The 26,480-nt window shown below is 61.2% G+C and carries 26 protein-coding genes and 1 other RNA gene; 18 read left to right on the top strand and 9 right to left on the bottom strand.

Going from position 1 to position 26,480, the window contains the following annotated elements:
• Positions 1-5: 5 nt before the first annotated feature.
• Positions 6-405, bottom strand: an RNA gene (rnpB, locus tag Q1A63_RS11330) — RNase P RNA component class A.
• Between the two features lie 174 nt (positions 406-579).
• On the opposite strand from rnpB, the gene Q1A63_RS11325 reads away from it, so the two are divergent.
• A complete protein-coding gene (locus Q1A63_RS11325) occupies positions 580-1,185 on the top strand; it encodes a hypothetical protein (protein ID WP_298971916.1) in 606 nt (201 codons plus the stop codon).
• On the opposite strand, the gene Q1A63_RS11320 is transcribed toward Q1A63_RS11325, so the two are convergent.
• From Q1A63_RS11320 to Q1A63_RS11300, 5 genes are read right to left on the bottom strand one after another with little or no spacing between them, the layout of a single operon-like run.
• A complete protein-coding gene (locus tag Q1A63_RS11320) occupies positions 1,178-1,840 on the bottom strand; it encodes an N-acetylmuramoyl-L-alanine amidase (protein WP_298971914.1) in 663 nt (220 codons plus the stop codon). The genes Q1A63_RS11325 and Q1A63_RS11320 overlap by 8 nt on opposite strands.
• 5 nt (positions 1,841-1,845) lie before the next feature.
• Positions 1,846-2,577, bottom strand: a complete 732-nt coding sequence (locus Q1A63_RS11315; RefSeq protein WP_298971912.1) for a hypothetical protein — start codon at positions 2,575-2,577, stop codon at positions 1,846-1,848.
• Positions 2,578-2,615: 38 nt separating this feature from the next.
• The gene (gene gatA, locus Q1A63_RS11310) at positions 2,616-4,103 is read right to left on the bottom strand and encodes an Asp-tRNA(Asn)/Glu-tRNA(Gln) amidotransferase subunit GatA (RefSeq protein WP_298971910.1); all 1,488 of its coding nucleotides are present in this window, start codon (positions 4,101-4,103) and stop codon (positions 2,616-2,618) included.
• A complete protein-coding gene (gene gatC / locus Q1A63_RS11305) occupies positions 4,103-4,390 on the bottom strand; it encodes an Asp-tRNA(Asn)/Glu-tRNA(Gln) amidotransferase subunit GatC (protein WP_298971908.1) in 288 nt (95 codons plus the stop codon). The genes gatA and gatC overlap by 1 nt, the downstream gene beginning before the upstream one ends.
• A gap of 36 nt (positions 4,391-4,426) precedes the next feature.
• Positions 4,427-5,077: a ceramidase domain-containing protein gene (locus tag Q1A63_RS11300; protein WP_298971906.1), complete on the bottom strand. Its 651-nt coding sequence runs from the start codon at positions 5,075-5,077 to the stop codon at positions 4,427-4,429.
• Between the two features lie 101 nt (positions 5,078-5,178).
• On the opposite strand from Q1A63_RS11300, the gene Q1A63_RS11295 reads away from it, so the two are divergent.
• Entirely contained in the window at positions 5,179-5,868 is a 690-nt protein-coding gene (locus Q1A63_RS11295; RefSeq protein WP_298971905.1) for a metal-dependent hydrolase, read from the top strand.
• A gap of 66 nt (positions 5,869-5,934) precedes the next feature.
• On the opposite strand, the gene Q1A63_RS11290 is transcribed toward Q1A63_RS11295, so the two are convergent.
• Complete coding sequence (locus Q1A63_RS11290; RefSeq protein ID WP_298971903.1) at positions 5,935-6,384, bottom strand: nucleoside deaminase; 450 nt, start codon at positions 6,382-6,384, stop codon at positions 5,935-5,937.
• 63 nt (positions 6,385-6,447) lie between these two features.
• Here Q1A63_RS11290 and Q1A63_RS11285 point away from each other — a divergent pair, with 63 nt between their 5' ends.
• The 15 genes from Q1A63_RS11285 (at position 6,448) to Q1A63_RS11215 (ending at position 22,748) form a co-directional block, all read left to right on the top strand.
• Positions 6,448-7,308, top strand: coding sequence for a pseudouridine synthase (locus Q1A63_RS11285; RefSeq protein ID WP_298971902.1), 861 nt, complete (start codon positions 6,448-6,450; stop codon positions 7,306-7,308).
• 286 nt (positions 7,309-7,594) lie between these two features.
• On the top strand, positions 7,595-8,482 hold the full coding sequence (locus tag Q1A63_RS11280) for a 5-bromo-4-chloroindolyl phosphate hydrolysis family protein (RefSeq protein ID WP_298971900.1): 888 nt from the start codon (positions 7,595-7,597) through the stop codon (positions 8,480-8,482).
• A 28-nt stretch (positions 8,483-8,510) separates the two neighbouring features.
• The gene (locus Q1A63_RS11275; RefSeq protein WP_298971899.1) at positions 8,511-9,707 is read left to right on the top strand and encodes a toxic anion resistance protein; all 1,197 of its coding nucleotides are present in this window, start codon (positions 8,511-8,513) and stop codon (positions 9,705-9,707) included.
• 78 nt (positions 9,708-9,785) lie between these two features.
• Positions 9,786-10,661 carry a DUF2927 domain-containing protein gene (locus Q1A63_RS11270; protein ID WP_298971897.1) on the top strand — a complete coding sequence of 292 codons (876 nt, stop codon included), beginning with the start codon at positions 9,786-9,788 and terminating at the stop codon, positions 10,659-10,661.
• A gap of 26 nt (positions 10,662-10,687) precedes the next feature.
• Positions 10,688-11,797: an SPFH domain-containing protein gene (locus Q1A63_RS11265; protein ID WP_298971895.1), complete on the top strand. Its 1,110-nt coding sequence runs from the start codon at positions 10,688-10,690 to the stop codon at positions 11,795-11,797.
• Between the two features lie 3 nt (positions 11,798-11,800).
• A complete protein-coding gene (locus Q1A63_RS11260; RefSeq protein WP_298971894.1) occupies positions 11,801-12,244 on the top strand; it encodes a hypothetical protein in 444 nt (147 codons plus the stop codon).
• A 3-nt stretch (positions 12,245-12,247) separates the two neighbouring features.
• Positions 12,248-13,354: a primosomal protein N' (replication factor Y) - superfamily II helicase gene (locus tag Q1A63_RS11255; protein ID WP_298972600.1), complete on the top strand. Its 1,107-nt coding sequence runs from the start codon at positions 12,248-12,250 to the stop codon at positions 13,352-13,354.
• On the top strand, positions 13,351-14,022 hold the full coding sequence (locus Q1A63_RS11250; protein WP_299631605.1) for a nitroreductase: 672 nt from the start codon (positions 13,351-13,353) through the stop codon (positions 14,020-14,022). The genes Q1A63_RS11255 and Q1A63_RS11250 overlap by 4 nt, the downstream gene beginning before the upstream one ends.
• Positions 14,019-14,465, top strand: a complete 447-nt coding sequence (dtd, locus tag Q1A63_RS11245) for a D-aminoacyl-tRNA deacylase (RefSeq protein ID WP_298971892.1) — start codon at positions 14,019-14,021, stop codon at positions 14,463-14,465. The genes Q1A63_RS11250 and dtd overlap by 4 nt, the downstream gene beginning before the upstream one ends.
• 13 nt (positions 14,466-14,478) lie before the next feature.
• Positions 14,479-15,588 carry a DUF4147 domain-containing protein gene (locus tag Q1A63_RS11240; protein WP_298971890.1) on the top strand — a complete coding sequence of 370 codons (1,110 nt, stop codon included), beginning with the start codon at positions 14,479-14,481 and terminating at the stop codon, positions 15,586-15,588.
• 44 nt (positions 15,589-15,632) lie between these two features.
• Positions 15,633-17,624, top strand: coding sequence for a CocE/NonD family hydrolase (locus tag Q1A63_RS11235; RefSeq protein WP_298971888.1), 1,992 nt, complete (start codon positions 15,633-15,635; stop codon positions 17,622-17,624).
• 116 nt (positions 17,625-17,740) lie between these two features.
• Positions 17,741-19,336, top strand: coding sequence for an ABC transporter substrate-binding protein (locus Q1A63_RS11230; RefSeq protein ID WP_298971886.1), 1,596 nt, complete (start codon positions 17,741-17,743; stop codon positions 19,334-19,336).
• Between the two features lie 12 nt (positions 19,337-19,348).
• Positions 19,349-20,305, top strand: a complete 957-nt coding sequence (locus Q1A63_RS11225) for an ABC transporter permease (protein WP_298971884.1) — start codon at positions 19,349-19,351, stop codon at positions 20,303-20,305.
• Positions 20,302-21,114, top strand: a complete 813-nt coding sequence (locus Q1A63_RS11220) for an ABC transporter permease (RefSeq protein WP_298971882.1) — start codon at positions 20,302-20,304, stop codon at positions 21,112-21,114. The genes Q1A63_RS11225 and Q1A63_RS11220 overlap by 4 nt, the downstream gene beginning before the upstream one ends.
• Positions 21,111-22,748: an ABC transporter ATP-binding protein gene (locus tag Q1A63_RS11215; RefSeq protein ID WP_299406567.1), complete on the top strand. Its 1,638-nt coding sequence runs from the start codon at positions 21,111-21,113 to the stop codon at positions 22,746-22,748. Before Q1A63_RS11220 ends, Q1A63_RS11215 begins: the two co-directional genes overlap by 4 nt.
• A gap of 56 nt (positions 22,749-22,804) precedes the next feature.
• On the opposite strand, the gene Q1A63_RS11210 is transcribed toward Q1A63_RS11215, so the two are convergent.
• A complete protein-coding gene (locus Q1A63_RS11210) occupies positions 22,805-23,296 on the bottom strand; it encodes a thioredoxin family protein (RefSeq protein WP_298971878.1) in 492 nt (163 codons plus the stop codon).
• A 280-nt stretch (positions 23,297-23,576) separates the two neighbouring features.
• On the opposite strand from Q1A63_RS11210, the gene Q1A63_RS11205 reads away from it, so the two are divergent.
• On the top strand, positions 23,577-24,413 hold the full coding sequence (locus Q1A63_RS11205) for an alkaline phosphatase family protein (protein WP_299631600.1): 837 nt from the start codon (positions 23,577-23,579) through the stop codon (positions 24,411-24,413).
• On the opposite strand, the gene Q1A63_RS11200 is transcribed toward Q1A63_RS11205, so the two are convergent.
• A complete protein-coding gene (locus tag Q1A63_RS11200) occupies positions 24,414-26,309 on the bottom strand; it encodes an acyl-CoA synthetase (RefSeq protein ID WP_298971873.1) in 1,896 nt (631 codons plus the stop codon). It abuts the gene before it with no gap.
• Positions 26,310-26,480: the final 171 nt, after the last annotated feature.

Below are 26,480 nucleotides of genomic sequence, written 5' to 3'. Positions count from 1 at the left end.
TGTCTATGCGCGGAAGGCCTGTAAGCCGGATTCTGTTCCCCGGATCGCTCCGGTTCGATGACCATTCCTCTTGCCCGCCGGTTGCCCGGCGGGCTCTAGCTGCCAACCCGGATCTGCTGGGGCAAAAGCGGCCCTGTCTTGCGACGCGCGATCCCTATTTGGCATTGCTCCCGGTGGGGCTTGCCGTACCGCCCCTGTTGCCAGCGGCGCGGTGGGCTCTTACCCCACCGTTTCACCCTTGCCTGCGGGCGGTTTCGGTTGCCCGACCTCTCCGCTGGCGGTTTCATTTCTGTGGCGCTTTCCGTCAGGTCGCCCTGCCCGGGCGTTACCCGGCACCGTTGCTTTTTGGAGTCCGGACTTTCCTCGACACCGGTTACCCGATGCCGCGGCCATCCGGCCTTCCGCGCAAATTGCAGCTACGCCGGACGCGCATCGGGGTCAATCCAAATCGCGTCACACCAGATCGTGTGCCCACCGGCGATTGTGCACGAGAGGCGCTGCATGATACGCTTGCGCCAAGATCGAACCCACCGCGCAACCGGCATGTTCAAACTGTTTCAACACCATAGGAGACCGAGAATGCAGAACAGACGCAGGTTTTCCATCACGGCACTGGCGACCCTTTTCGGGGTCGGGACGGGCATGGTGCCTGCCGCAGCCAGCACCCGGAACAGGTTCAACCGCGGCATCAACCTGCCAACCTCGCTCAAGCTCAAATATCTCCCTCAGGTCGACATAAGGACGCTGCCCCCCGTGCTCAGCACCGTGCCGGGGCGGCCAGGCGGGGCCACCCTTGACGGTTTGGTGCGCTGGCCCGCAGGGGGCCGCCCAGCCGAGCTTTATGATCTGACCTTGCCTTTACCTGTTTCTTACGAAGATCGATCGCACCTGCTTACGCCAACCGTGTCCAAGGCCTTCAGCGGGGCTATGAAAGTGGGATCATTGTACCTCACTGGTGATCCGGCGATCATCTACGTTGAGGAAGAGCCCGGCCTTCCCGGCCCCGAGCTTCTGGCCCATAAAAACTATTCCTATGAATTGACATCCACGCCAAAGGCGGTGGCATTGCCGGTTCCAAACGTTTCGAACTTGCATGTTGTCGGGTCTCTTTACCTCAAAAAGGAAGACGCCGAACCGCCCAGGGTTCTGGTTCTGCTGACACCGACCATCGTGCAGATCACGTAGCGCAGGCAGAAGCGCACCCGGCGGCGATTTTCATGTCCTGCGCATCCAGCGGACCGGACGCCGACGGGCGATGTCGCAGGCGAAACGCTTCCAGCAGGCTCTGATCATCGACTGCCGCCGTGAAGCCCGCGGCATTTACAATCGCACGAAACGCCGCTGTATCGGGGTCACCTGCGGGCGACATCTGCGTCGGGGCGGCAAGCTGTGCTTTCGCCAGGCGCATCCAATCGAACCGGGGACCAGGATCCCCCTTTCGCCCCGGTGCCATGTCGGAATGCCCGATGACATCACAAGGCCGGATCGCCCAGCGCTTCAGGATCCCGGCCAGCAGGGTTTCCAAGGCGGCCATTTGCGGTTCTGGAAACGGATGGGTGCCCGCGTTATCGAGCTCGATACCGATGGAGCGTGAGTTGATGTCGGTCTGGCCGCGCCACTCGCCCGCCCCCGCGTGCCACGCCCGAAGCACCTCTGGAACCAGCTGCGTGACCTCTCCGGTGCGTGCGATTACGTAATGCGCGGAAACTTCAGCCGATGGGTCGCACAGTCGTTCGATGGCAGCCTCGGCGCTCTGCATCGCGGTGTAGTGGATCACGACAATGGACGGTGTCAGCCCGTCCCGCCGCGGGCCGCAATTTGGCGACGAAACCTGCTGCATGGGCGTCAGCCCTGCGACGCCTTACGGAAAGGTGCCGGGTCCCAATCACACGCGTAGCCGTCCCCGTCCGGGTCAAGGCCCTTGCGATCCCGCACCGGGCCGCCGCGCTCCAGAAAGTCGATCTGCGCCTGATCAGAGGACGCATAAGCCGCACAATTGCGCGCCGCCCGTGCCTCGCCTCCGAACCCGGCCCGCGCATAGACGCTTTGGCCTTTGGGGTGTTTGGTCTCCAACGCGAAGGCTACGATATTGGGCTGCTCGCCACCGGAACGGGTCGGCAGCGCTTCGGGCTGCACCACCTCATATTGCGCGCGATTGTTGGCGATGCGCTCAGCGTCACTTTCAATGGTCTGACGTTCGGACACCGCATCAAAATTGTTCTCGTCAGAGATGCCGGGATTGTCCAGCGCAAGGGGGGCTGCATTCGTCGGGCTGGCCTGCACCGGCGCCACTCCGGAATTCAACGCGGCGCTATCGGCAGCACCCGGACGTGTCTCATTCAGGATGCGCGTGGTTTCTGCGGCTGTGGCTTCGGCAGATCCGGGCGCGGGTGTCGACGCGGGCGGCAACACAGTATCCGGCACCCGGTATTGCGGGCCCGCCAAGGCAGCGTCACGTTGGCGCTGCGCTTCCAATGAGTTGTCGAACCCGATCCCTTGCCCGCTATCGGGAACCTGCGGAGCGCAAGCGGCCATCGCTGCCAGAGCGAGACCCGCGAAATACACACGTGGCGTCATCAGAAAACATGCCTGTCGTTGCTTTTGTTGGCGCGAGATTACCACCATTTTCCGGGCTTGGCCACAAAGCCTGCGGCAGTTTCCAGCGCATAGGCTGCGCTGAGCAGATCGGCCTCGGCCCATGGCCGCCCGATCAGTTGCAGCGCCAGCGGCAGCCCTTTCTTGTCCAAACCGGTGGGCACCGCAATCCCCGGCAGTCCGGCGAGGTTCACCGTGACGGTGAAAACATCGTTAAGGTACATGGCAACCGGATCCGCATCCGTCATCTCCCCCAAGCCGAAGGCCGCAGAGGGGGTCGCAGGGGTCAGAATCGCATCAATGCCCTGATCAAAGACCTGTTCAAAGTCGCGCTTGATCAGCGTCCGCACCCGGCGGGCACGGTTGTAATAGGCGTCATAGAACCCCGCAGAGAGCACATAGGTGCCGATCATCACACGGCGCTGCACCTCTGGCCCGAACCCTTCAGCACGGGTCTTTTCGTACATCTCGGTGATGCCATCGCCCTGATCGAGCTTGGCACGGTGGCCATAGCGCACACCGTCATAGCGCGCGAGGTTCGAGGAGGCCTCGGCAGGCGCAATCACGTAGTAGGCAGGCAGCGCGTATTTTGTGTGCGGCAAGGAAATGTCGATGATCTCAGCGCCCGCATCCTTCATCATTGCAATACCTTCGGCCCAGAGCGTTTCGATCTCATCGGGCATGCCGTCCATACGGTATTCCTTGGGAATGCCGATTTTTTTGCCACGCACATCGCCTGTCAGGGCCGCTTCGAAATCGGGCACGGGAAGATCGGCAGAAGTGCTGTCCTTGGGGTCATGACCCGCCATCGCTTCGAGCATGATGGCGGCGTCGCGCACCGATTTGGTCATGGGGCCCGCCTGATCCAATGACGATGCAAAAGCCACAATACCCCAACGCGAACACCGCCCGTAGGTCGGCTTGATGCCCACCGTCCCGGTAAACGCCGCAGGTTGACGGATAGAGCCACCGGTGTCGGTACCCGTTGCGGCCAGACAGAGATCCGCTGCGACGGCCGAGGCCGAGCCGCCCGAAGACCCCCCAGGCGTCAACGGCGTTTCATCATTGCCGCGCCGCCACGGATTGACCGCATTGCCATAAACCGAGGTTTCGTTGCTGCTACCCATGGCGAATTCATCCATATTGAGCTTGCCCAGCATCACCGCCCCGGCATCCGCCAGGTTTTGGCTGACCGTGGATTCATATTCCGGCAGAAACCCTTCCAGGATGCGCGATCCGGCCTGACTGGGCACCCCTTGGGTACAAAACAGATCCTTGATCCCGATCGGCAGCCCGCACATCGACGGGGCATCGCCCTGCGCAATCCGCGCATCTGCCGCCGCTGCACGCTCCAGCGCCAGTTCCGGCGTCTTATGCACAAATGCGTTCAGAACACCGGCGGCATCGATTGCCGTCAGGCAGGCTTCGGTCAGGTCCCTGGATGTCGTCTCACCCGCGCGCAGCGCATCCCGGGCAGCACTCAAGGAAAGCTCGTTCAGCTTGCTCATTATTCGACCACCTTCGGCACCGCAAAAAATCCCTCGCGCGCATCCGGCGCATTCGACAGAATTTTGTCCTGCTGCCCCCCTTCACGCACCTCGTCCACCCGGCGCTTCAGCACCTGGGGCGTTACCGAGGTCATCGGATCGACGCCCTCAATGTCCACCTCATTCAATTGTTCGATAAACCCCAGAATGGTGTTGAATTCCCCCGCCAGCGCTGGCAGCGCTTCAGGCTCAACCTTGATCCGGGCCAGCTTGGCCACGCGGGCGGCTGTGGTCTCGTCAATGGACATCACGTTTCCTCATCTGCTTGGCATTGGCGTTTAGCGTCATGCGCGCGCCTTGCCAAGACGTGCACGGCGGTAAACCTCGATCATCCAACCCAGCATCAGCCCATTCAGCACATGCCAGGCAAAATGAGTGCCCAACGGCAAATGCGCGCAGAGCGGCAAATCCAGCGTCCTGAAGGTCAGTGAGAGCACAAGCAGCCCCGCACCCAGCGCCAATCCCCGGGCCAGATCAGGGTCTCGGCGCCTCAGCAAGAAAGCGTAGGCCAGGATCAGCACAGGCACCGGCGCATATCCCGCCGACGACCCCAGACCCGGGACCAATTGGAAGATCGGCACGGTCACCGCAGCGTAGGGTATGAACAGACATGTCACAGCAAAAGCAGGCCAAAACGACAGGCGCCATCCCACCCGATTGATTGCAAAGATATAGATCAGGATAAAAAGACCGATGGGCAAGACATCCGCCATCCCGGCCCAGACCTGTGCATGCGTATGAAACAGATAGCTGCCCACGCCGATGGCAAAAAGAACGATGCAAAGCAGCCGTGCCAGCAGATCGTTCCCGCAACGACGCCACATGTAAAGCGCCGCCAGCACAAAGGCCAGATTGGTCACCGCGTTGATCGGCTCCGCCCAATACGCGGGCCCGATCCGCTCACAATACCCATCTACCGCACGTGTCCAATCCACACCCACCCCACTTTCTTCTGGCCCACAATATCCCCGCCGGAGGCTCCCCTCGTCCGCAAAACCCCGCTAAACTCGAGATATGGCACAAAGGGAGAGGATCAATGGACATCATCTGGTTGGGACACGGCAGTTTTCGCATCGAAATGGCGGATCAGGTCCTGCTGGTCGATCCCTGGCTGACCGGCAACCCGATGCTGGGCGACACCCAGCACGGCGCCGCAACCGAAGGGGCCACCCATATCCTGATCACGCACGGTCATTTTGACCACACGGCAGATGTCGTCGTCCTTGCCAAATCACTATCGGTCCCGGTCGTCGGCATCTATGAGCTGATGAGCCATTTCGAAGAGGCCGACGGCCTCACCACGATCGGTTACAACATGGGCGGCACGGTGCACCTGGGTGAGGTTGCTGTCTCTCTGGTGCCTGCGCTGCACTCCAGCACCCTTTCCAGTGCGCCTACGGTTTCCGCCGGTCGCGAGGCTGGTTTCATCCTGAAAGCCGAAGGGCACACACTCTATCTCTCCGGTGACACCGGCATCATGGCCGACATGGACTGGATCGGGGATTACTACAAACCCGACATCGGCATTCTCAGCGCAGGGGGCCATTTCACCATGGATATGGCGGGGGCGGCCTATGCCGCCAAACGATACTTCGATTTCAAAACGGTGATCCCCTGCCACTACCGCACCTTCGATTTGCTGGAACAATCAGCGCAGGTGTTGGTCGACGGGCTGCCGGGCGTGAATGTGATCGAACCTCAGGTGATGCAGCCCATTTCGTTCTAGGTGTTCAAGATCTGCCGTGATGTGTCACCGCCCGGCGTAAAACTTGGCACGGGTGTCAGGCCATCACTACCTGCGCTGCGCGAAGAAGGCCCGCAGATATGCCTCGGACTCCACCGCTGCAATACCGTCGAACACCTCCGGCGCATGGTGACATTGCGGATGAGAAAAAACCCGCGCACCCTGTGCCACCCCACCTGACTTGGGATCGCTGGCACCGTAGTAGAGCCGCGCAATGCGGGCCGCTGAAATCGCCCCCGCGCACATCGCGCAGGGCTCCAGCGTCACGTAGAGCGCGTGATCAACGAGCCGCTCAGTCCCCCGCGCCGCACAGGCCTCCCGCAGCGCCAGCATCTCCGCATGGGCGGTCGGATCCTTCAACTCGCGGGTCCGGTTGCCCGCTGCTGCAACGACATCGCCGCGCGGGTCCACAACCACCGCGCCCACGGGCACTTCACCACGCTTGCCCGCCGCGCGGGCTTCCGACAGCGCAAGCTGCATATGCGAATTGAACTCCATGCGCGCCAAATGCCCGCAAACCGTCCCCTTTCGCAAGCCCCGCAAACAAGGTAAGGCCAGCCCATGTCAGACATTTCCCAGAACACACCGGCAGGCGACCGCATCGCCAAAGTCCTCAGCCGCGCCGGTGTCGCCAGCCGCCGCGAGGCCGAACGCATGATCGAAGCCGGGCGGGTTCGCGTGAACGGGTCACAGATCAGCTCGCCCGCGCTCAACGTCACGGACAAAGACACCATCACCGTGGACGGCAAACCCATTGCCGCACCGGAACCGCCGCGCCTTTGGCTTTTTCACAAACCCATCGGTCTGGTCAGCACCGACAGCGATGAAAAGGGGCGCGACACAATCTATTCCGTCCTGCCCGAGGACATGCCGCGGGTGATGAGCGTCGGCCGTCTCGACATCAACTCCGAAGGGTTGCTGTTGCTGACCAATGACGGTGGCGTCAAACGCAAGCTGGAATTGCCTGCGACGGGCTGGCTGCGCCGCTACCGCGTGCGGGTGAATGGCCGCCCGACGGATGCGGCCCTCGACCCGCTGCGCAAGGGCGTGACCGTTGACGGCGAAGCCTTTCAACCGATGACCGTGACGCTGGACCGTCAGCAGGGCGCCAACGCCTGGCTGACAATTGGTCTGCGCGAAGGGCGTAACCGTGAGATTCGCCGCGCGCTGGCGGAGGTGAACCTGTCGGTGAACCGCCTCATTCGCATCAGCTACGGTCCCTTTCAGCTTGGCGAGCTGAAACAGGGGGATGTGGAAGAGGTCCGGCGCAAAATCGTGCGTGACCAATTGGGGCTGGAGCTGGAAGACCCCAGCGGCACAGCCACAAAGAAACCCGCCAAGGTGGCGCGCCAACGCAAGGCCCGCCCGCCCCAGGGCATCCGCAAAACGCCGCCCAACCGCACCGGGCGCAAGCCTCGCTAGATACAATTGTGATAAAACCTGTTGTAAATTCCCCCTCACGATCCCACCCCATCGACCTCAAATATGTAAAATCCAAGGCGTGAGGCACATTTATGACAGTCCGGAGGTTCAATGCCCGGCGACGCGATACTAGAACTGGCCAGCCACGCCGCATGAACCTATATTCCGCATAACGTCTGTCTGGGGAGACAACATGACGCCAACAGCATTTCAAAAGGTCGCATATGTCGCGCTCCTTCTCCTGATGACCGGTGTGGCCGCGGGCCTGCTGGGCGGGCTTTAAGTCATGGCAAAACGGTTCGGCGGAAAATACAGCCCGCAAGGGGCTTCGGATACGGAAAAATCCGCGCCACGCGGGGCCTTTACCGGCGCAAAAGTCGATCCGGTTGGGGCACGCGCCAACCTGATGTTTTTGCCGGCCATTGTGCTGGTGTTCATGTCACTGGTTCAGGGCGCACTTGGTCTGACGTTCGGATTGCTGGGCGCTGCTGCGATGAGCCTTGGGGCCTGGCTTTTGCGCTGGGGTCTGATCGCGGAAGCTGCATATCACAGCCGAAAGGTCGCACGCCGCCCCGCCTTGCCGCGCAAGTGTTTTGCCGCCGCGCTGGCGGGCATTGGTACCGCTCTTGCCGCCCTCAGCCATGACGGTGGCCTGATCGCCGCTGTTCTTTTTGGCGCGGCGGCCACCGGACTGCATCTGGCGGCCTTTGGCATTGATCCACTGAAGAGCAAAGGCATGGAGGGGATCGATACGTTCCAGCAGGACCGGGTCGCCAAGGTCGTCGATGAGGCCGAAGCGCACATGGCCGCGATGAACGACGCACTCAAACGCTCCGGCAACCTGCGCGTGATGACTCGGATGCAGCAGTTCCAGACCGTCGTGCGCGACCTTATCCGCACCGTCGAGGATGACCCGCGCGACCTGACTGCCGCCCGCAAATATCTCGGGGTCTATCTGCTGGGCGCACGCGACGCCTCGGTGAAATTTGCTGACATCTATGCCCGCACACAAGACACCCAGGCCCGCGATGATTACTTGTCGCTGCTGGATGATCTGGAACGTAATTTCACCGACCGCACCAAGAAGATGCTGCTGGACGATCACAGCGATCTGACGGTCGAAATCGAGGTCCTTCGGGACCGTCTGCAACGCGAAGGCGTGCGTCTGGACTGACGCGCCGACAACAAAAGGATCAACCAGTATGACCGAGACGACACGCGCAAAAGCAACCGAGGCGCTCAAGATGGTGGAGGAAGTGACCGCCGTCGTGCTGCCAGACCCTGTCGAGGCCAATGCCATCGTGCCCCTGGCGGATGCCGATGAACCCGTCAGCGCGGAAATCTCGAAACGCATGGCCGAGATCGATATGTCGAACACACAGTCGATCGTCTCTTTTGGATCGCGCGCGCAAGTGGAACTGCAGGAAATCAGCCAGGCCATGTTGGGCGGCGTGCGCAATAAGGATGTGGGCCCTGCGGGGGATAGCCTGCGCAACATCGTCACCACCATCCGTGGCTTTTCCATCTCCGAGCTCGATGTCCGCCGCGACCGCAGCTGGTGGGAAAAGCTGTTGGGCAAAGCCGCACCTTTCGCCAAATTCACCGCCCGGTTTGAAGAAGTGCAGGGCCAGATCGACCGGATCACAGATGATCTGCTGACCCATGAGCATACCCTGCTCAAGGACATCAAGTCGCTCGACATGCTCTATGAAAAGACGCTGCAATTCTACGATGAGCTGGCGCTCTACATCGCTGCGGGTGAGGAAAAGCTGCGCGATCTCGATGAAAACGTGATCCCGGCAAAGGCCGCTGAAGTCGATAAGGCCGCGGAGAACGATCAGGTGATGGTTGCGCAAGAGCTGCGCGACCTGCGGGCGGCACGTGATGATCTGGAGCGCCGGGTGCACGACCTGAAACTGACCCGTCAGGTGACGATGCAGTCGCTGCCCTCTATCCGGCTGGTGCAGGAGAATGATAAATCGCTCGTCACCAAGATCAACTCGACACTGGTCAACACCGTACCGCTTTGGGAAACCCAGCTGGCACAGGCGGTCACCATCCAACGGAGCGCCGAGGCCGCTAAGGCCGTACGGCAAGCCAATGATCTGACCAATGAGCTGCTGACCGCCAATGCCAAGAACCTGCGTGACAGCAACAAGATCATCCGCGAAGAGATGGAGCGCGGCGTCTTTGACATCGAAGCGGTGAAACAGGCCAACGCCGACCTCATTGGCACCATCGAAGAAAGCCTGCAGATCGCGGACGAAGGCAAAGCGCGCCGCGCGGCCGCCGAAACCGAGCTGCAGGAGATGGAGACGAAGTTGCGCGACACCCTCGCCAGCGCCAAATCGCGCGGCGACGGCGTTGGAGATACGGCCAGCACCTCCGTGCCGAATTGATCTGACGTGGCGCTGGGGCGGAGACTTTTGCGTGCAAGCGCTTTGATTGTGGCAGGCGCCGCCTTGGTCGCCTGCGACATGGCGCAGCCCGTTGCCGCAGTCAAAACGCCCCGCGCCCGGCCCACCGATCTGGCGGAAACACAGCTGCGCCCGACCTCCGAGGCCAGCGCCGCATTGCGCAGTTACCTGGTGCAGGTGCAAGCCGCGCAGCTGAACCAGGGGTTGTTGCGCGAGGACGGCGGTGGGCCAGATACGCCCTTCACCGCCGATATGCTGGCGCGCAACTTTGAACGGATCGTGTTTTTCAATGAATATGCGCAGGCGCTGCAGGGACGTGGCGGGGAAAGCCCCTTGCGCCGTTGGGACACGCCTGTGCGCGTCGGCATCGTCTTTGGACAAAGTGTGCCCCCCTCGCAACGCGCCAGTGACGGCGCGGCCATTCGCAGCTATGCGCGCAGGTTGGGGCAGATTTCCGGGCATCCGATCAGCACCTTCGGCAACCCGAATTTCATCGTGATCGTGGCCAGCGAAGATGACAGAAGCGATGCCCTGGACGCGGCTGCCGCGCGGGTGCCCGGGATCACGCCGGAAAGCCTGAATGCGCTGCGCAGCCTCTCGCGCGATACCTATTGTGCGGTTGCGGCCTATGCCGCAGGGTCAGATGCCAATACCTATACCGCCGCCGTGGCGATCATCCGCGCGGAAAATCCGAGCCTCTTGCGGCTCAGCTGCATTCACGAGGAAATGGCGCAGGGCCTTGGCCTGGCCAATGACAGCCGCGACGCGCGCCCGTCGATCTTCAACGATGACGACGAATTTGCATTGCTCACCAAACATGACGCATTGCTGCTCAAAATGCTCTACGACCCCCGGCTTGAGGCCGGTATGAGCGCCGCCGAAGCGGCCCCCATCACGCGGATCATCGCGCGCGAACTCAAAAGCGGCCCGCTCTGAGGCCACTAGGTAAAGGACTGACGGATATGGGTATTTTTGATTTTCTCTCGGGCGAATTCATCGATGTCATCCATTGGACGGATGACACCCGCGACACAATGGTCTGGCGGTTCGAACGTGAGGGGCACGAGATCAAATACGGCGCTAAGCTGACGGTGCGCGAAGGGCAAGCGGCGGTTTTTGTGCATGAAGGGCAACTCGCGGATGTCTTTACCCCCGGTCTCTATATGCTGGAGACCAACAACATGCCGATCATGACCACGCTACAGCACTGGGACCATGGCTTCCGCTCGCCGTTCAAATCGGAAATCTACTTTGTTAACACCACGCGGTTCAACGATCTGAAATGGGGCACGAAGAACCCCATCATCTGCCGCGATCCGGAGTTCGGTCCGGTGCGGCTGCGCGCCTTCGGCACCTATTCAATCAAGGTCTCGGACCCGGCAAAATTCCTTGTGGAGATTGTCGGCACAGATGGCGAATTCACCATGGATGAGATCAGCTTTCAGATCCGCAATATCCTGGTGCAGGAGTTCTCCCGCACCCTCGCACGGGCGGGCATTCCGGTGATGGATATGGCCGCAAATACCCGCGAATTGGGCAAGCTGGTGGGCGGCGAGATCACGGCACAGCTGGCCGAATACGGGCTCTCCATGCCGGAGCTTTACATCGAAAACATCTCGCTGCCCCCTGCGGTCGAGGAGGTCATGGACAAGCGATCCTCCATGGGGGTCATCGGCAATTTGAACGAATATATGCAGTTCCAGGCCGCCGAGGCCCTGGGCCGCGAAGGCGCCGGGGCCGCTGCCATACAGGCAGGCCTTGGCGCAGGTCTGGGCATGCAAATCGGACATGCCGCCGCGGCTCAAGGTCCATGGGGCGCGCGCGCCGGGACCCCGGCTGCCGTTCCACCGCCGCCCCCCGTCGAGCACGTCTGGCACGTGGCCGAAAACGGCCAAACCAAGGGCCCTTTTTCCAAGGCCGCCTTGGGCCGCATGGCCACAGAAGGCGCGTTAACCCGCGAAAGCATGGTCTGGACCCCCGGTCAGGATGGGTGGCTGCGTGCCGAAGACGTGGCCGAACTGGCACAGCTCTTTACCGTTCTGCCGCCCCCACCCCCGCCACCTGGAGCCTGATCCATGAGGCCCAGCTTCGGACCACCGCCCCCTGTTTATCGCAGCATCGTCAAGGTTTTACACTGGACGGCACTGGCGTTTGTGGTGGCCGCGCTGTTTTACGGCAATGTGCCGGTGATCAAATGGGGCCTATTGGCCACTGCCGTGCTGTGGTCGGTTGGCTATGGCAGCTTTGGCCTGCTGTGTACGCCGGGCCCGGTTCTGACGGGGATTTTGCGCAAGGGCTTTGTACCACTGCATATTGTCATGCTGATCCTGCTGGATGTCACCGCCCTGATGCTCTTGAATGCCGAGCCCGGGCCATTGACCGGCGCTCTGCGCACGGTGACGCTGCTGACCCTCGGCGCGGGCCTCTTGCACGGGATTTTTCACCTATGGCGTCATACCGCTCTGGGCGATGGTGCCCTGCGCAATATGACGCCGCGCTTCATGCACAATATGCTTTGAATGATGACAACTGCGCCCTCTGCCCCTCTGGCCGACCACCATTTCCCCTGCGACAATTGCGGTGCCGATCTGCGATTTGACCCAAAGGCTCGGCAACTGACCTGCGATCACTGCGGCAATCATCAATCGCTCGACGGCGGCCCGTGGGGCACCCCGCAGATCAGGGAGCTGGATTTCAACAATGCCCTGCGCGACAATTTACCGGCGGTGGAGATGGAGGAGACGCGTGTCTCCAAATGTCCGAACTGTGCCGCTGAGGTCGCATTTGACGCCGAGCTTCATGCCACGGAGTGCCCGTTCTGCGCCACCCCCGTGGTCACCGACACCGGCAGCCACCGCCATATCAAACCACGCGGCGTGCTGCCCTTTGCGCTGGACGAGGAAACCGCGCGCGAGGCCATGACCGATTGGCTGGGGGGCCTGTGGTTTGCGCCGGGCGGGTTGCAGGAATACGCCCGTAAAGGTCGGAAAATGCAGGGTATTTACGTCCCTTACTGGACCTTTGATGCGGATACGAAATCCTCCTACACCGGCGAACGCGGCACGATCTACTATGAAACCCGCACTGTCATGCGGGGCGAGCGGCAGCAAAAGGTCCGTGTGCCAAAGGTGCGCTGGCGCGCGGCGCGGGGCCGGGTTGCGCGGTTTTTCGATGACGTTCTCGTGCTGGCCTCACGCTCCCTGCCCAAACGGTTCACCGATGCGCTGGAACCCTGGGACCTGGGCGGGTTGGAGCCCTATGCGCCCGAATTCCTCGCCGGTTTCAGGGCCGAAGGCTACGCGGTGGCGCTGGAGGACGGGTTTGGTGAGGCACGTCAGAAGATGGACCAGGTGATCGCCCGCGACATCCGCTTCGACATCGGCGGCGACCGCCAGCGCATTCATCAGGTGCAGACCGATGTGCGCGATGTGACCTTCAAGCACATCTTGCTGCCGGTCTGGCTTGCCGCCTACAAGTATCGCGGCGAGACCTACCGGTTTGTGGTCAACGGCAGCACCGGAAAGGTGCAGGGTGAACGCCCCTGGTCGACCATCAAGATCGCCTTTGCAATCCTGATCGGAGCCATCATTGCAGCGGGTGTGGGATACGGGGTCGCGATGAACCAATGACGGATATTGAAACGCTCCAGAACCTGCTGAGCACCCGCTATTCCTGCCGCGCCTTCCGCTCTGATCCCGTGCCGGGCGAGACAATCCATCAGATCATCGATGCGGCACGTCATGTACCCTCATGGTGCAACGCGCAGCCTTGGCAGGTCATTGTCACAGAGCCAAAGGCGACAGAAAAGTTCCGCAAGGCGCTGCAAGAAGAGGCTGCAAAGGGGTCCCCCCGGCTCGATCTGCAAGGTCCCGACGGCTACCCCGGCGTTTATGGCGATCGTCGTCGCACCTGCGGCTGGCAGCTTTACGATGCGGTGGGTGTGCAAAAAGGGGATCGCGCGGCATCCGGCGCGCAGATGATGCGAAATTTTGCCCTTTTTGACGCACCACATGTGGCCATCATTTCCAGCCCACGCGCATTGAGGGGATATGGTGCCATGGACACCGGCCGATTTGTCACCGCCTTCACCCTGGCCGCGCGGGCGCTTGGAGTGGACAGCATCGCACAGGCGGCTGTGGCCTCCTACGCGGATTTTGTGCGCAGGCATTTCGAAATTTCAGACGACAGAATGATCCTCTGCGCGATCTCCTTTGGCTACGCTGATCCCGACCACCCCGCCAACGGCTTCAAGACCGAGCGCGCATCGCTCAAAGAAATTATGGAGGTCCGCTCGTGAGAGCCCTGATCCAGCGGGTGACGCACGCAAGCGTCACGGTCGAGGGTACAAGCGTTGGAGAGATCGGCCCCGGTCTGCTGATCCTCGTCTGCGCCATGCCGGGGGATAATTTTGACACCGCCAGGGCTTTGGCTGCAAAGGTCTCCAAGCTACGCATCTTCCATGACGCCGCGGGAAAGATGAACCTGTCGCTGGCGCAGACCGGGGGTGCCGCGCTTGTCGTCAGCCAGTTTACGCTCGCCGCCGACACGTCTCGCGGGAACAGGCCCGGCTTTTCCGGCGCGGCCAAACCCGATGAGGCAGAGACGCATTACCTGCATTTCGCCCATTGCCTGCGCGAGTTGAACATCCCCACCGAAACCGGCCGCTTTGGCGCCGAGATGAAAGTGGCCCTCATCAATGACGGACCCGTCACCATCTGGCTCGACACCAACGCCCCCTGAACAGGAAGAAGAAATGCCCTCCGACGACTTCTTACTCCCCCTTTTTGCGGCAGGTGTTCAGGCTGTGCGCGGTGACAGTGCCGTCAGTACCGCATTGCGCGACGCACCTTGCCCGGTGCCCGATCAGATCATCGCCGTGGGCAAGGCCGCGACGGCAATGGCCCTTGCCGCCCACGCGCGTTTTCCCGACACACCCTTGTTGATTGTCACCAAATACGGCCACAGCGCGGGTGCGCCGGACGGCGCGGAGATCATCGAAGCGGCGCATCCGGTGCTGGACGAGATGAGCCTCAAAGCAGGCGCGCGCGTCGGCACAGTGGTGCGTAGCATGGCGCCAGGCAGCCATCTGTTGATGCTGGTTTCGGGCGGGGCCTCCGCGCTTGTCGAAGACCCAGCAAGTCCCCTGACCCTGACCGATCTCACCGCGCGCGCCGAAAAGATGCTCGCGTCCGGCGCGGATATCCATGAGATGAATGCCGCCCGCAAGGACATGAGCCGCGTCAAGGGCGGCAAACTGCTGGCCGCTTTCAAGGGGGCCTCTGTCACCACGCTGGCAATCTCGGATGTGGAAGGCGACAGCCTCGACGTGATCGGGTCGGGCATTGGCGCAGCGCCCAAACCTGCAAACTTCATGTTTGACCCTCGCATCGTGGCCAGCAACGCCATCGCGCGCAGCGCTGTGGCCCGGGCCGCGGCGGCGCAAGGCATCCCGGTGCAGACCAACGAAGAGACGCTTTATGAAGACATCAACGTCGTGGCGCCCCGCATCGCCAAGGTTCTGACCTCGGGTGCCTCGGGGCTGCATCTTTTTGGCGGGGAACCCACCGTGGTCTTGCCACCGAACCCCGGCGAAGGCGGCCGCAATCAGGCACTGGCCCTGCTGATCGCGCGCGAAATCGCTGGCGTACAAGATCTGCGCGTGCTTGTTGCGGGCACCGACGGCACCGACGGACCAACGGATGCGGCGGGTGCGATTGTGGATGGGGCGTTGTGGGAGCGCTCTGGACAGGGGGCACTGGAGCGTGCTGACGCAGGTACCTGGCTGGGCGCGCGCAATGCGTTGCTCAAAACGGGGCCGACGGGCACAAATGTGATGGATCTGGTCATCGCGCTGAAATCCTGACGCCAGCGCTTGACAGCAGCCACGGTCGCGGCAAACGTCTGCGCATGACCCGACCCAATGCCCTGCGCGACATCGAAGAACTGCCCGATTACGGAATTACCCTCGAAGATGGCTGCAGGCTTTCGGCCCGCATCTGGCGGCCAAAAGATGCCGGCGACGACCCGGTGCCGGTCATTCTCGAATATCTGCCCTACCGCAAAAGAGATGGTACCACGGCGCGCGACGCGCTGACCCACCCGTGGTTCGCCGAACGCGGCTATGCCTGCGTGCGTGTTGACATGCGCGGCAATGGCGACAGTGAAGGGCTGATGGCGGACGAATACACCACCCAGGAACTCAGCGATGCGGTCGAGGTGATCACCCAGCTTGCGGCACAACCCTGGTGCAACGGCAATGTCGGCATGATGGGCATCAGCTGGGGTGGGTTCAACGGGTTGCAGGTGGCAGCCCTGGCGCCTGATCCGCTGAAAGCTGTGATCACGCTCTGCTCCACCGTCGATCGTTTTGCAGATGATATCCATTACAAGGGCGGCTGCCTGCTCAACGAAAACCTCGGTTGGGGCGCGACCATGTGGTCCTATTCCAGCCGCGCGCCGGACCCGGCCCTGCGCGAGAACTGGCGCGAGATGTGGCTGGAGCGCCTGGAAAACGAACCCTTTCTGCCCTCGGTCTGGCTGCGCCACCAGCGGCGCGATGCTTATTGGCAGCATGGGTCAGTGATCGAAAACTACGCGGCGATCAAGGCCAAGGTTCTGGCCATCGGTGGCTGGGGGGACGCTTACAAAAACGCCGTGCCGCAGCTGGTGGAGGCCTTGCCGGGTGCTAAAGGCATCGTTGGGCCCTGGGTGCACAAATACCCGCATTTTGCGGTACCGGAACCCCGCATCGGGTTTTTGCAGGAAGCCCTGCGCTGGTGGGACAGGTGGCTCAAGGACGCGGACACAGGGGTCGAGGAAGACCCTGACTACCGCGCCTACCTCATGCACAGCATCCCACCCGCACGCTGGTACACCGAACGCCCGGGCCAATGGATCGCCGAAGAATACGGGGCCGCGTCGCATATCCCGCACCGCAAACTCTACCTGACCGATCGCGGCCTGTCGGACACTTCCGGCTGGCTTTCGGCCAGCATCGCCTCGCCACAGGATTGCGGTGCGGAAAGCGGTGAATACTGCGCCATCTGGCTGGGTCCGGAAATGGCGGGCGACCAGCGCCGGGATGATGCGATGTCCGCCTGCTTTGAAACGGCCCCTTTGGACGTGGACACGGATATCGTGGGCGCGCCGCAGGTGAAACTGCAATTGACCTCAGACGCGGAGCAGGGGCAGATCGCCGTGCGCCTCTGCGATGTGCACCCGGATGGCGCGACCAGTCGTATCACCTATGGCGTTCTGAACCTGTCGCACCGCAAGGATCCCGCCGCCCCCATTCCGCTGACGCCCGGTGAACCAACGCAAGTTATGGTGAACCTGGACCACATCGCCTATCGCATCCGCGAAGGCCACCGGCTGCGCGTGGCCATCTCAAACAGCTATTGGCCGCTTCTCTGGCCCGCCCCAACGCCCAGCACCCTGACACTGGACCGCGGCGAAATCATCTTGCCGATGCGGCGCACCAGCAGGCGGGAGGAGCACAGCTTTCCACCGCCAACCGCCGCAACGCCCTGGCAAGTTGAAACGCTCAGGGAGGCCAAGAACAGCCGGACACGCGAAATTGATATGACCACCGGTGTGGTCTGCCTGCGGATCGAGGATGATTTCGGCAAGCTGCGCGATGCCGACCACGGGTTGATCTCCGGCTCGGTCGCGCGAGAGGAATGGTCGATCCATCCGGACGATCCGCTTTCCGCCAAGGGCCGTTGTCATTGGACGGATGAGCTAGAACGCAACGGGATCAGATTGCGCACGGAAGCGCATTGCGCCATGTGGTCGGACGCGACCCATTTCTACCTGAGCGCGCGGATGGAAGCCTATGAAAACGATCAGCTGATCTTTGAACGCGATCATTCGGACCAGATTGAGCGCGATCACCTGTGAAACTGGCCCTATGGAATATCTTCAAAAGCCCTTGCGACAGGCCCCGAAATGCGCAAGCCTGCCCGCATCACTGATAAGAATGCGCAAGAGACGCACCATCCAACTGGGAGAAACCAATGAACGATCAACTCAAACATCTGTCCGAACGCGTGACAAAGGGCCTGATGACACGCCGCGAATTTGTCGGACGTGCCGCGGCCCTGGGCGTGACGGCAGCCGTCGCGAACTCGATGCTGGCGACCGCCGCCAAGGCAGAAGGCCCGGTCAAGGGCGGCACGATCAAGATCGGCGCCTCGGGGGGTGAAAGCACGAACACGCAAGACCCCGCGCTGACGGCCTCCGAAGTACCGCTCTACAACCTGCGCCATTGGGGTGAGACGCTGGTGGATGTGGGTGCGGACGGTAGCCTTGAGATGCGCATGGCGGAAAGCGTCGAAGGCACCGCTGACGCCAAGAAATGGGTCTTCAAGATCCGCAAGGGCATCCCCTTTTCCAACGGCAAGGACATGACGCCGGACGACGTGCTGATGACCATGCAGCGCCACTCTAACGAAGACAGCCAGTCCGGTGCTCTGGGGATCATGCGTGGGATCGAGAATATGGCCGTGGACGGCGACAATTTTGTCGTCGAGCTGTCCACCGGCAACGCCGACCTGCCCTATCTGATGGCCGACTACCACCTGATGATCCAGCCCGGCGGCGGCATGGACAACCCCGGTGCGGGCATCGGCACGGGCCCCTACACCATCGAATTCGATGAGCCCGGCGTGCGCCACGGCTTCAAGCGCCGCGACGACTACTGGGATTCCGAAAACCGCGGCCACGCAGAATTCTCCGAACAACTGGTGTTGAACGACGCCACCGCTCGGACCGCTGCCCTGCAATCCGGCCAAGTGCACATGATCAACCGGGTTGACCCCAAGGTTGCCGGTCTGCTGGATCGTGCGCCAAATCTGACGGTGAAATCCGTCGCGGGCCGTGGACACTACGTGTTCATCATGCATGTGGACACCGCACCCTTTGACAACAATGAGCTGCGTCTGGCGCTGAAATACGCGATCAACCGCGAGGAAATGGTCGACAAGATCCTGCGGGGCTATGGCTCCATCGGGAACGACATGCCAATCAACGGATCCTATCCGCTCTTTGACGACACCATCCCGCAGCGTGAGTTTTCACTGGAGAAAGCAGCGGAGCACTATAAGAAATCCGGCCACGATGGCTCACCGATCATCCTGCGCACAGCGGATGGTGCCTTCCCGGGCGCGGTTGATGCCGCAGCGCTCTTCCAGCAATCGGCGCAAGCTGCTGGTATTCCACTGGAAATCAAGCGTGAGCCAAATGATGGCTATTGGTCCGAGGTCTGGAATGTGCAGCCCTTCTGTGCCTCCTACTGGGGTGGCCGTCCGGTGCAGGATCAGATGTACTCCACCGCCTATCTGTCCACAGCCGACTGGAACGACACCCGTTTCAAAGTGCCGGAATTCGATGAGATGCTGTTGGCCGCACGTGCAGAAATCGATGAGGCCAAGCGCAAGGATATCTATTCCAAGATGGGCCGGATGCTGCGTGACGAAGGCGGCCTGATCCTGCCGATGTTCAACGATTTTGTCGGTGCCATCGGCAATAACGTGGGCGGCTACTATGACGACCCCAACGGCCCGTTGATGAACAACAAGGCCCCAATCAAGTGCTGGCTGACTGACGCATAAGGCGGTCTGCAGATGCATCCCATCGTAAAACTGGTTGCCCAACGCCTCGCGTTGGGCCTCCTGTTGCTTTTCGCCGCCTCAATCCTGATCTTTGCAGGGACGTCCATCCTGCCTGGAGATGTGGCCCAACAAATCCTCGGACAAGCCGCCACCCCGGAAGCGCTGGAAAACCTGCGCCGTGAACTGGGCCTGAACGAGCCCGCCGTCACCCGGTATTTCAGCTGGCTTGGTGGCATCCTGCAGGGCGACCTCGGCACCGCGCTCACCAATGGCCGCGACATCGCCGAAAGCCTCAGCAGCCGACTTTCCAACACGCTTTTCCTCGCCTTCTGGGCCGCGGTCATCGCGGTGCCGCTGGCGATTTTCCTGGGCCTGTTGGCCGTACGCTACAAAGACCGCTGGCCGGACAAGATCATCTCTGGCGTCACGCTGACAACAATCTCAATCCCGGAATTCATGATCGGCTATGTTCTGATCTACTGGGTGTCGATCAAGTGGGGCATGTTCTCCTCCGTTGCCATCATCAACGACAGCATGACATTGGGTCAGAAACTCAACGCAATCGCCATCCCGGTGATGGTGCTGACGCTGGTGGTGCTGGCCCATATGATGCGCATGACACGGGCCGCGATCCTGAATGTCATGCAATCGGCCTATATCGAGACGGCGGAACTCAAGGGCCTCGGCATGCTCAAGATCATCCGCAAACACGCCTTCCCGAACGCCATCGCTCCCATCGTGAACGTGGTGATGCTGAACCTCGCCTATCTGGTGGTGGGCGTTGTGGTGGTCGAGGTGGTCTTTGCCTACCCCGGCATGGGGCAATATCTGGTCGACCATGTGTCCAAACGCGACGTGCCGGTGGTACAGGCCTGCGGCCTGATTTTCGCCGCCGTTTACATCGGGCTGAACCTGATCGCTGACATCGTGTCGATCCTCGCCAATCCAAGACTGAGGCATCCAAAATGAGGATACCGATTTCCGCCCTCATCGGCCTGTTTTTTACCGGGCTTTTCTTTGTCATGGCGATTATTGCACCGCTCATCGCCCCCTACGGCATGGCCGAGGTGGTCGGCGATGTTTGGGAAGCGCCTTCCGACAAGTTTCTGCTGGGGACCGACAGCATTGGCCGCGACCTGCTCAGCCGGATGATCTATGGCGGACAAACGACGATCTTCATCGCCACGGCGGCCACCATCCTCAGCTTTGTCACAGGTTCGGTGCTTGGCTTTTTCGCTGCCGTGTCCGGAGGCTGGGTAGATCAGGTGATCAGCCGCTTTGTCGATCTGATCATGTCGATCCCCTCGCTGATCTTTGCGCTGGTGGTCTTGTCGGTCATGCCCACCACGATCCCAATCCTGATTATCCTGATGGGGCTGCTGGACAGCACCCGCGTCTACCGGCTGGCCCGCGCGGTCGCGGTGGACATCACTGTGATGGATTATGTCGAGGCCGCGCGTCTGCGGGGCGAGAAAATCGGCTGGATCATCTTCCGCGAAACCCTGCCCAATGCGCTCTCGCCGCTGGTGGCGGAAATGGGGCTGCGGTTCATCTTCATGGTGCTCTTTGTCTCCACCCTGTCGTTCCTGGGCCTTGGCGTGCAGCCACCGCAGGCCGATTGGGGCGGGATCGTGAAGGAGAACAAGGAAGGGATCAATTACGGCATCTCCGCAGCACTCTATCCGGCCTATGCCATCGCGATCCTGTGTATCTCGATCAACCTCGTGGCAGATTGGGTTCTGAACCGAACCACCTCGCTGAAAGGAGGTCGTGGATGACCGAGCCCTTGCTTAAGGTCCGCGGCCTGAAGATCGGCGCCACAATCTATCCGCCCGGCGAAAAGTCCCGTGAGATTGAAATCGTGCACGGGGTCGATTTCGATCTGGCACCGGGTAAGGTGCTGGGGTTGATCGGCGAATCCGGTGCCGGCAAATCCACCATCGGTCTGGCCTCTATGGCCTATGGCCGGGGCGGAGTGGAAATCACCGGCGGCACGGTTGAGGTTAACGGGCGAGACATCCTGTCGTCCGGCCTGCGCGATGTGCGCCGTTTGCGCGGGGCCGAGGTGACCTATGTGTCGCAATCTGCGGCTGCATCGTTCAACCCGGCCAAGCAGATCATGGAACAGGTGACCGAAGCCGCGATTTTCCAGAACAAGTTCTCCAAGAAAGAGGCCGAAGAACGCGCGGTGGAGCTTTTCCGCAAATTGGGCCTGCCCGATCCGGAAAACATCGGTAGCCGCTATCCGCATCAGGTCTCCGGGGGTCAGTTGCAGCGCTGTATGACCGCGCTGGCGCTGTGTCCGCAGCCTGATCTTGTGGTTTTTGACGAGCCCACCACGGCACTGGATGTCACCACCCAGATTGACGTGCTGGCCGCGATCAAGGAAGCGATCCGCGATACCGGTGTGGCGGCGCTCTACATCACCCACGACCTCGCGGTTGTGGCGCAGGTAAGCGACCACATCATGGTGCTGCAACAGGGCGCCACGGTGGAATACGGCACCACCGATCAGATCATCAACCACCCCAAGGAGGACTACACCAAGGCATTGGTGTCCGTCCGCTCGATCCAGCATGAGGAGAAGCAGCCAACCGAGACGCCCGTGCTGAGGGTCGAAGGCATTACCGCGCGTTATAAAGGCACGAATTTCGACGTGCTCAAGAACATCAATGTGGAGCTACACCCCGGTCAGACGCTGGCGGTGGTCGGTGAATCCGGGTCCGGCAAATCGACGCTGGCGCGGGTGATCACCGGTTTGCTGCCGCCCTCGTCGGGCAAGATCACCTTTGACGGTCGGGAACTCACGCCGGATCTACCGACGCGCCCGTTGGAAGACCTGCGTGAATTGCAGATGATCTACCAGATGGCGGATACGGCGATGAACCCGCGGCAGACCGTCGGCACCATCATCGGACGGCCCTTGGAATTCTATTTCGGCCTCAAAGGCGCGGAGAAGCAGAAGCGCATTCAGGAGCTGCTGGACGAGATCGAGCTTGGCGACGGGTTTCAGGACCGCTATCCAGCGGAGCTTTCAGGCGGGCAGAAACAACGTGTCTGCATCGCCCGCGCACTTGCCGCTAAGCCCAAGCTCATCATCTGCGACGAGGTGACCTCAGCGCTTGATCCACTCGTGGCTGACGGCATCCTCAAACTGCTGCTGAACCTGCAGAAGATCGAAGATGTGGCTTATCTCTTCATCACCCATGACCTCGCGACGGTGCGCGCCATTGCCGACAGCATCGCCGTGATGTTCCAAGGGGAAGTCGTGCGCTACGGTCCGAAATCCCAGGTACTCTCGCCGCCCTTTGACGATTACACCGACCTGTTGCTCAGCTCGGTACCGGAGATGAAACTGGGCTGGCTGGAAGAGGTGATTGCCAACCGCAAGATGGAAAGCGCGGGGAACTGATCCTGAGCCGCGACGGGGGCCAGACAGTCAGGCTTGCGCCGATAATCCTTCGGTGTTTAGGCGTCTTGGCGCACAGCCCCATGGTGTGCCTTGAATATCGCATCGAGCTGATCGCTGTTGTGCAGCCCTTGCACGGTCTGGTGCAATCCGCCCGCGCCATCAAAGAGCAACAGGGTCACGTTACCGACCCCGTGCTGCACAGCGAAGGCGCGACCTTCGGGCGTGGTGATATCCGCGATCAAATACACCAAATCACATTCGCCAAACTCCTTGAGCGCCTTGCGCGCCTGCTTTTGCAGCGCCGTGCAGGTCGGGCATTGCGGATCATGCACCTGCACCACCACCGGCTTGCCCTGCCCCAAACGGGTCAGGTCGTGCTCGGCGGCATAGGCACGAAACGACCCAACCGCGAAATACCCCCCACCTGCGACCGCGGCCGCGGCAATCGCACCATTCCGGGCGAGCTTGAACACGTCGCGGCGCGTCGGCTCAGGCGTCGCGGCGGCGGCCTTGGACTTGCGGGACTTGGTCTTGCGGGGTTTGCTCATCACGTGCTCCAGTGCCTATCTCAAACGCACCCTAGCTTTGGCCTGCTGGAACCGGCAAAGGCTTTCACTCCCGGCCTTTGTCACGTTTTTGTCAACGGATCGTGAGACTGCAACCGGCGGAGCGGTCAAACCATACCCCTGAAAACCAATTGCGACCCTCATTCAGCTGCCTCGCGACCGCGGGCCCAGGCCGTCGCAGAAAAGCCGGCCTACGTCGATTTCGCAGTTGTGCATGTGCGTTTCTTTCCGTCAGATACCTGCGAGAAAAGGAGCATCAGGTATGGAACCCAAACTGCTGTTGATCATCCTCGACGGGGTGCCCTGGCGCAATTGGCGGCGTCTGTTCGGGAATCTCGAGGGCTGGGTCGACAGCGGCGATGCCCGGGTCTGGAAAATCCGCTCCGTGCTGCCGTCGATCTCTGCCAGTTGCTACGCATCGATCCACACCGGCGTCACCCCGGCGGCGCACGGCTGCACCGGCAACGCCAATGTGTTCCGTCTGAAGCAGCCGGACGTCTTTTCCCAGATCCGCGCGGTGGGCGGCATCACGGGTGCCGTGGCACATTCCTTCTGGTCGGAGTTTTTCAACCGCGCGCCCTTCGATCTGGTGCGCGACATCGAATATGACGAACCCGACAGCAAGACCATCAACCACGGCCGTTTTCATACCATGAGCGGTTATGGTCAGACCAATCAGATGACACCTTCGGATGCGGATCTCTTTGCGACCCTCACGGGGCTTTGCGAGCGGTTTCACCTCAACTACGGGATGTCGCACACCTGTACCCTCGACAGCATGGGCCATCGGTTTTTCCATGATTGTCAGGAAATGGATCACGCCTGTTTCGTGATGGATGAAATGCTGGCCCCCTTCATCATCCGGTGGCGCGATGCCGGGTATGAGGTAATTGTGACGGCAGATCATGGTCAGGACGCGCGCGGCCACCACGGCGGGCGCGATCCCCTGCAACAGGAAGCCGCCCTTTACTACTTCGGCCCCGCAGACGGGCCCCAAAAAGACGATGTGATCGACCAGTTGCAACTGGCCCCGACAATCCTGTCGCGGCTTGGGGCGCCCATCGCGCAAACGATGAAAGCGCCCGTTTTCCTGAGCTGATTACTCGGCGGCAACCACGCTGCTGGCCAATTCCCAAGGCCGGACAAAAGCGCTCAACGCATGGGCAATCGCATCCGTGCCGGCGCCATTGGGTTCAATCTGCGCGACAAGGCCGCGCTTCTTGTCATCCACAACCATCACCACACGGGCGGCAACGCCATCCTTTTCCAGCGCGGCATTGTAGATACGGGTAATCGCCATCTTGCGCAGCTCCGGTTTGAAGATTTTACCCACAGCCGTCTTTGGCAATTCCGGCATGATCGTCATGTGCTTCGGTTGTGCGGCACGTTCGTGCACATGCTCCTTGCAGAAGGCCAGCAGCTCCTCTTCGGAAACGCTTGCCCCCTCCACCAACTCGACAAAGGCGCAAGGCACTTCACCGGAATGCGCATCAGGCTGCCCGATGGCCCCGGCGAAGGCCACGGCCTCGTGGTGCAGCAGCGCTTCCTCGATCTCCGCCGGGTCAATATTGTGTCCCCCGCGAATGATCAGGTCCTTGGCGCGCCCGGTGATCCACAAATACCCATCGGGATCGACCCGGCCCAGATCGCCGGTGCGCAGGTGATCGCCGTAGTAAAGGTCCTTGTTCTTATCCGCCTCCGTGTAGGTATGGTCGACAAAAACACCTGGATTGGAGACGCAAATCTCTCCGATTTCGTCGACATCGGCCTCGATCGGCCCACTGTTGGTCGCCTTGAAGATCTTGACGGTGCAATAGGGAAAGGGGATGCCGATGCTACCCACTTTCTTCTCCCCATCCACCGGATTGCAGGACACCAGGCAGGTTGCTTCCGTCAGCCCATAGCCTTCGACCAATTTCACGCCTGTCGCCTGTTCGAACCGACGAAACAGCTCAAGCGGCAGCGGCGCGGAGCCGGAAAACGCGGTTTTGACCGTGCTGACATCCGCGTTGATCGGGCGTTGCATCTTGGCCGAGATCGCCGTCGGCACGGTGATGATAAAGGTGATCTTCCAGCGCTCCACCAGCTTCCAGAAATTATCCATGACCCCTTCGCCGCGATAGCCCTGTGGCGTCGGGAATATCACATGCGCCCCGGAGGTGACCGCCGCCATTAGGATCACGTGGCAGGCAAAAACATGAAAGAGTGGCAGCGGACAGATGATGTTGTCTTCCTCGGAAAACAGCAGCTCGGTGCCAATCCAGCCATTGTAGATCAATCCGGAATAGCGATGTTGCGCCACTTTCGGCATGCCGGTGGTGCCGCCGGTGTGGAAATAACAGGCGACCCGGTCCTCGGTGCCGTCCTCAAAGCTCAGCACTTTGGGTTGCTTGGCCAGTTCCGCGTTGAAGTTCATGTATTTCGCGTGGTTCTGAACCGTGCGCTTCGGGCGGACCAGCGGCACGATCCAGGATTTTGGCGGGGTCAGATAGCGCAGAAGGTCAACCTCCAGCACCGTCTTGACGCTGGGCGCCAGCGCCACGGCTTCGGCGGTCTTATCCGCCACATCAGTTTTGGGAAACGGGCGCAGGGTGACCACAACCTTGGCGTTGGTTTCGCGCAGGATGGAGCCGATTTGTTCCGCATCCAGCAGTGGGTTGATCGGGTTCACAATACCCGCCACCGCCCCGCCGAGAAGCGCCAGAACCGTTTCATTGGCATTTGGCATGATGTAGGCGACCACATCGTTTTCGCCGATGCCCAGGGAGCGGAACAGGTTTGCCGCCTGCGTCACCTGCTCTTTGAGATCCGTCCAGGTCAGCGTTTCCGCCTTGTCCCCGGGGCCTGAGAATATCTGGTAACTGACCGCGTTATGGTTGGGAAATTTGCCTGCGGTTTCGCTGAGCAACGCATAGAGCGTTTTTGGCAGTGGACGATCCACCCATGGCATTGCAGCCTCGATCGCATCGCGATCTTCGATCCCGGCAAAGGTCATTCATTTTCCTCCCAAACGCCCGTTTTCGAGCGATTTATCTGTGGCAAAGAAGATGGGGCCTAATGCAATTTAGTGCAAGCTCCGCGATAATCGCCACAGCATCCGGAACGCTGCGTCACACGCCGTGACGCTGGGGCACAAAACCAATGTGTCGGCCTGCGAAGGGCGTGT

Source organism: uncultured Roseobacter sp. (assembly GCF_947499265.1).
Classification (GTDB): Bacteria; Pseudomonadota; Alphaproteobacteria; order Rhodobacterales; family Rhodobacteraceae; genus Roseobacter.
Note: the sequence above shows the minus strand (reverse complement) of the source record. Positions and strands in the feature narration are given on the sequence as shown.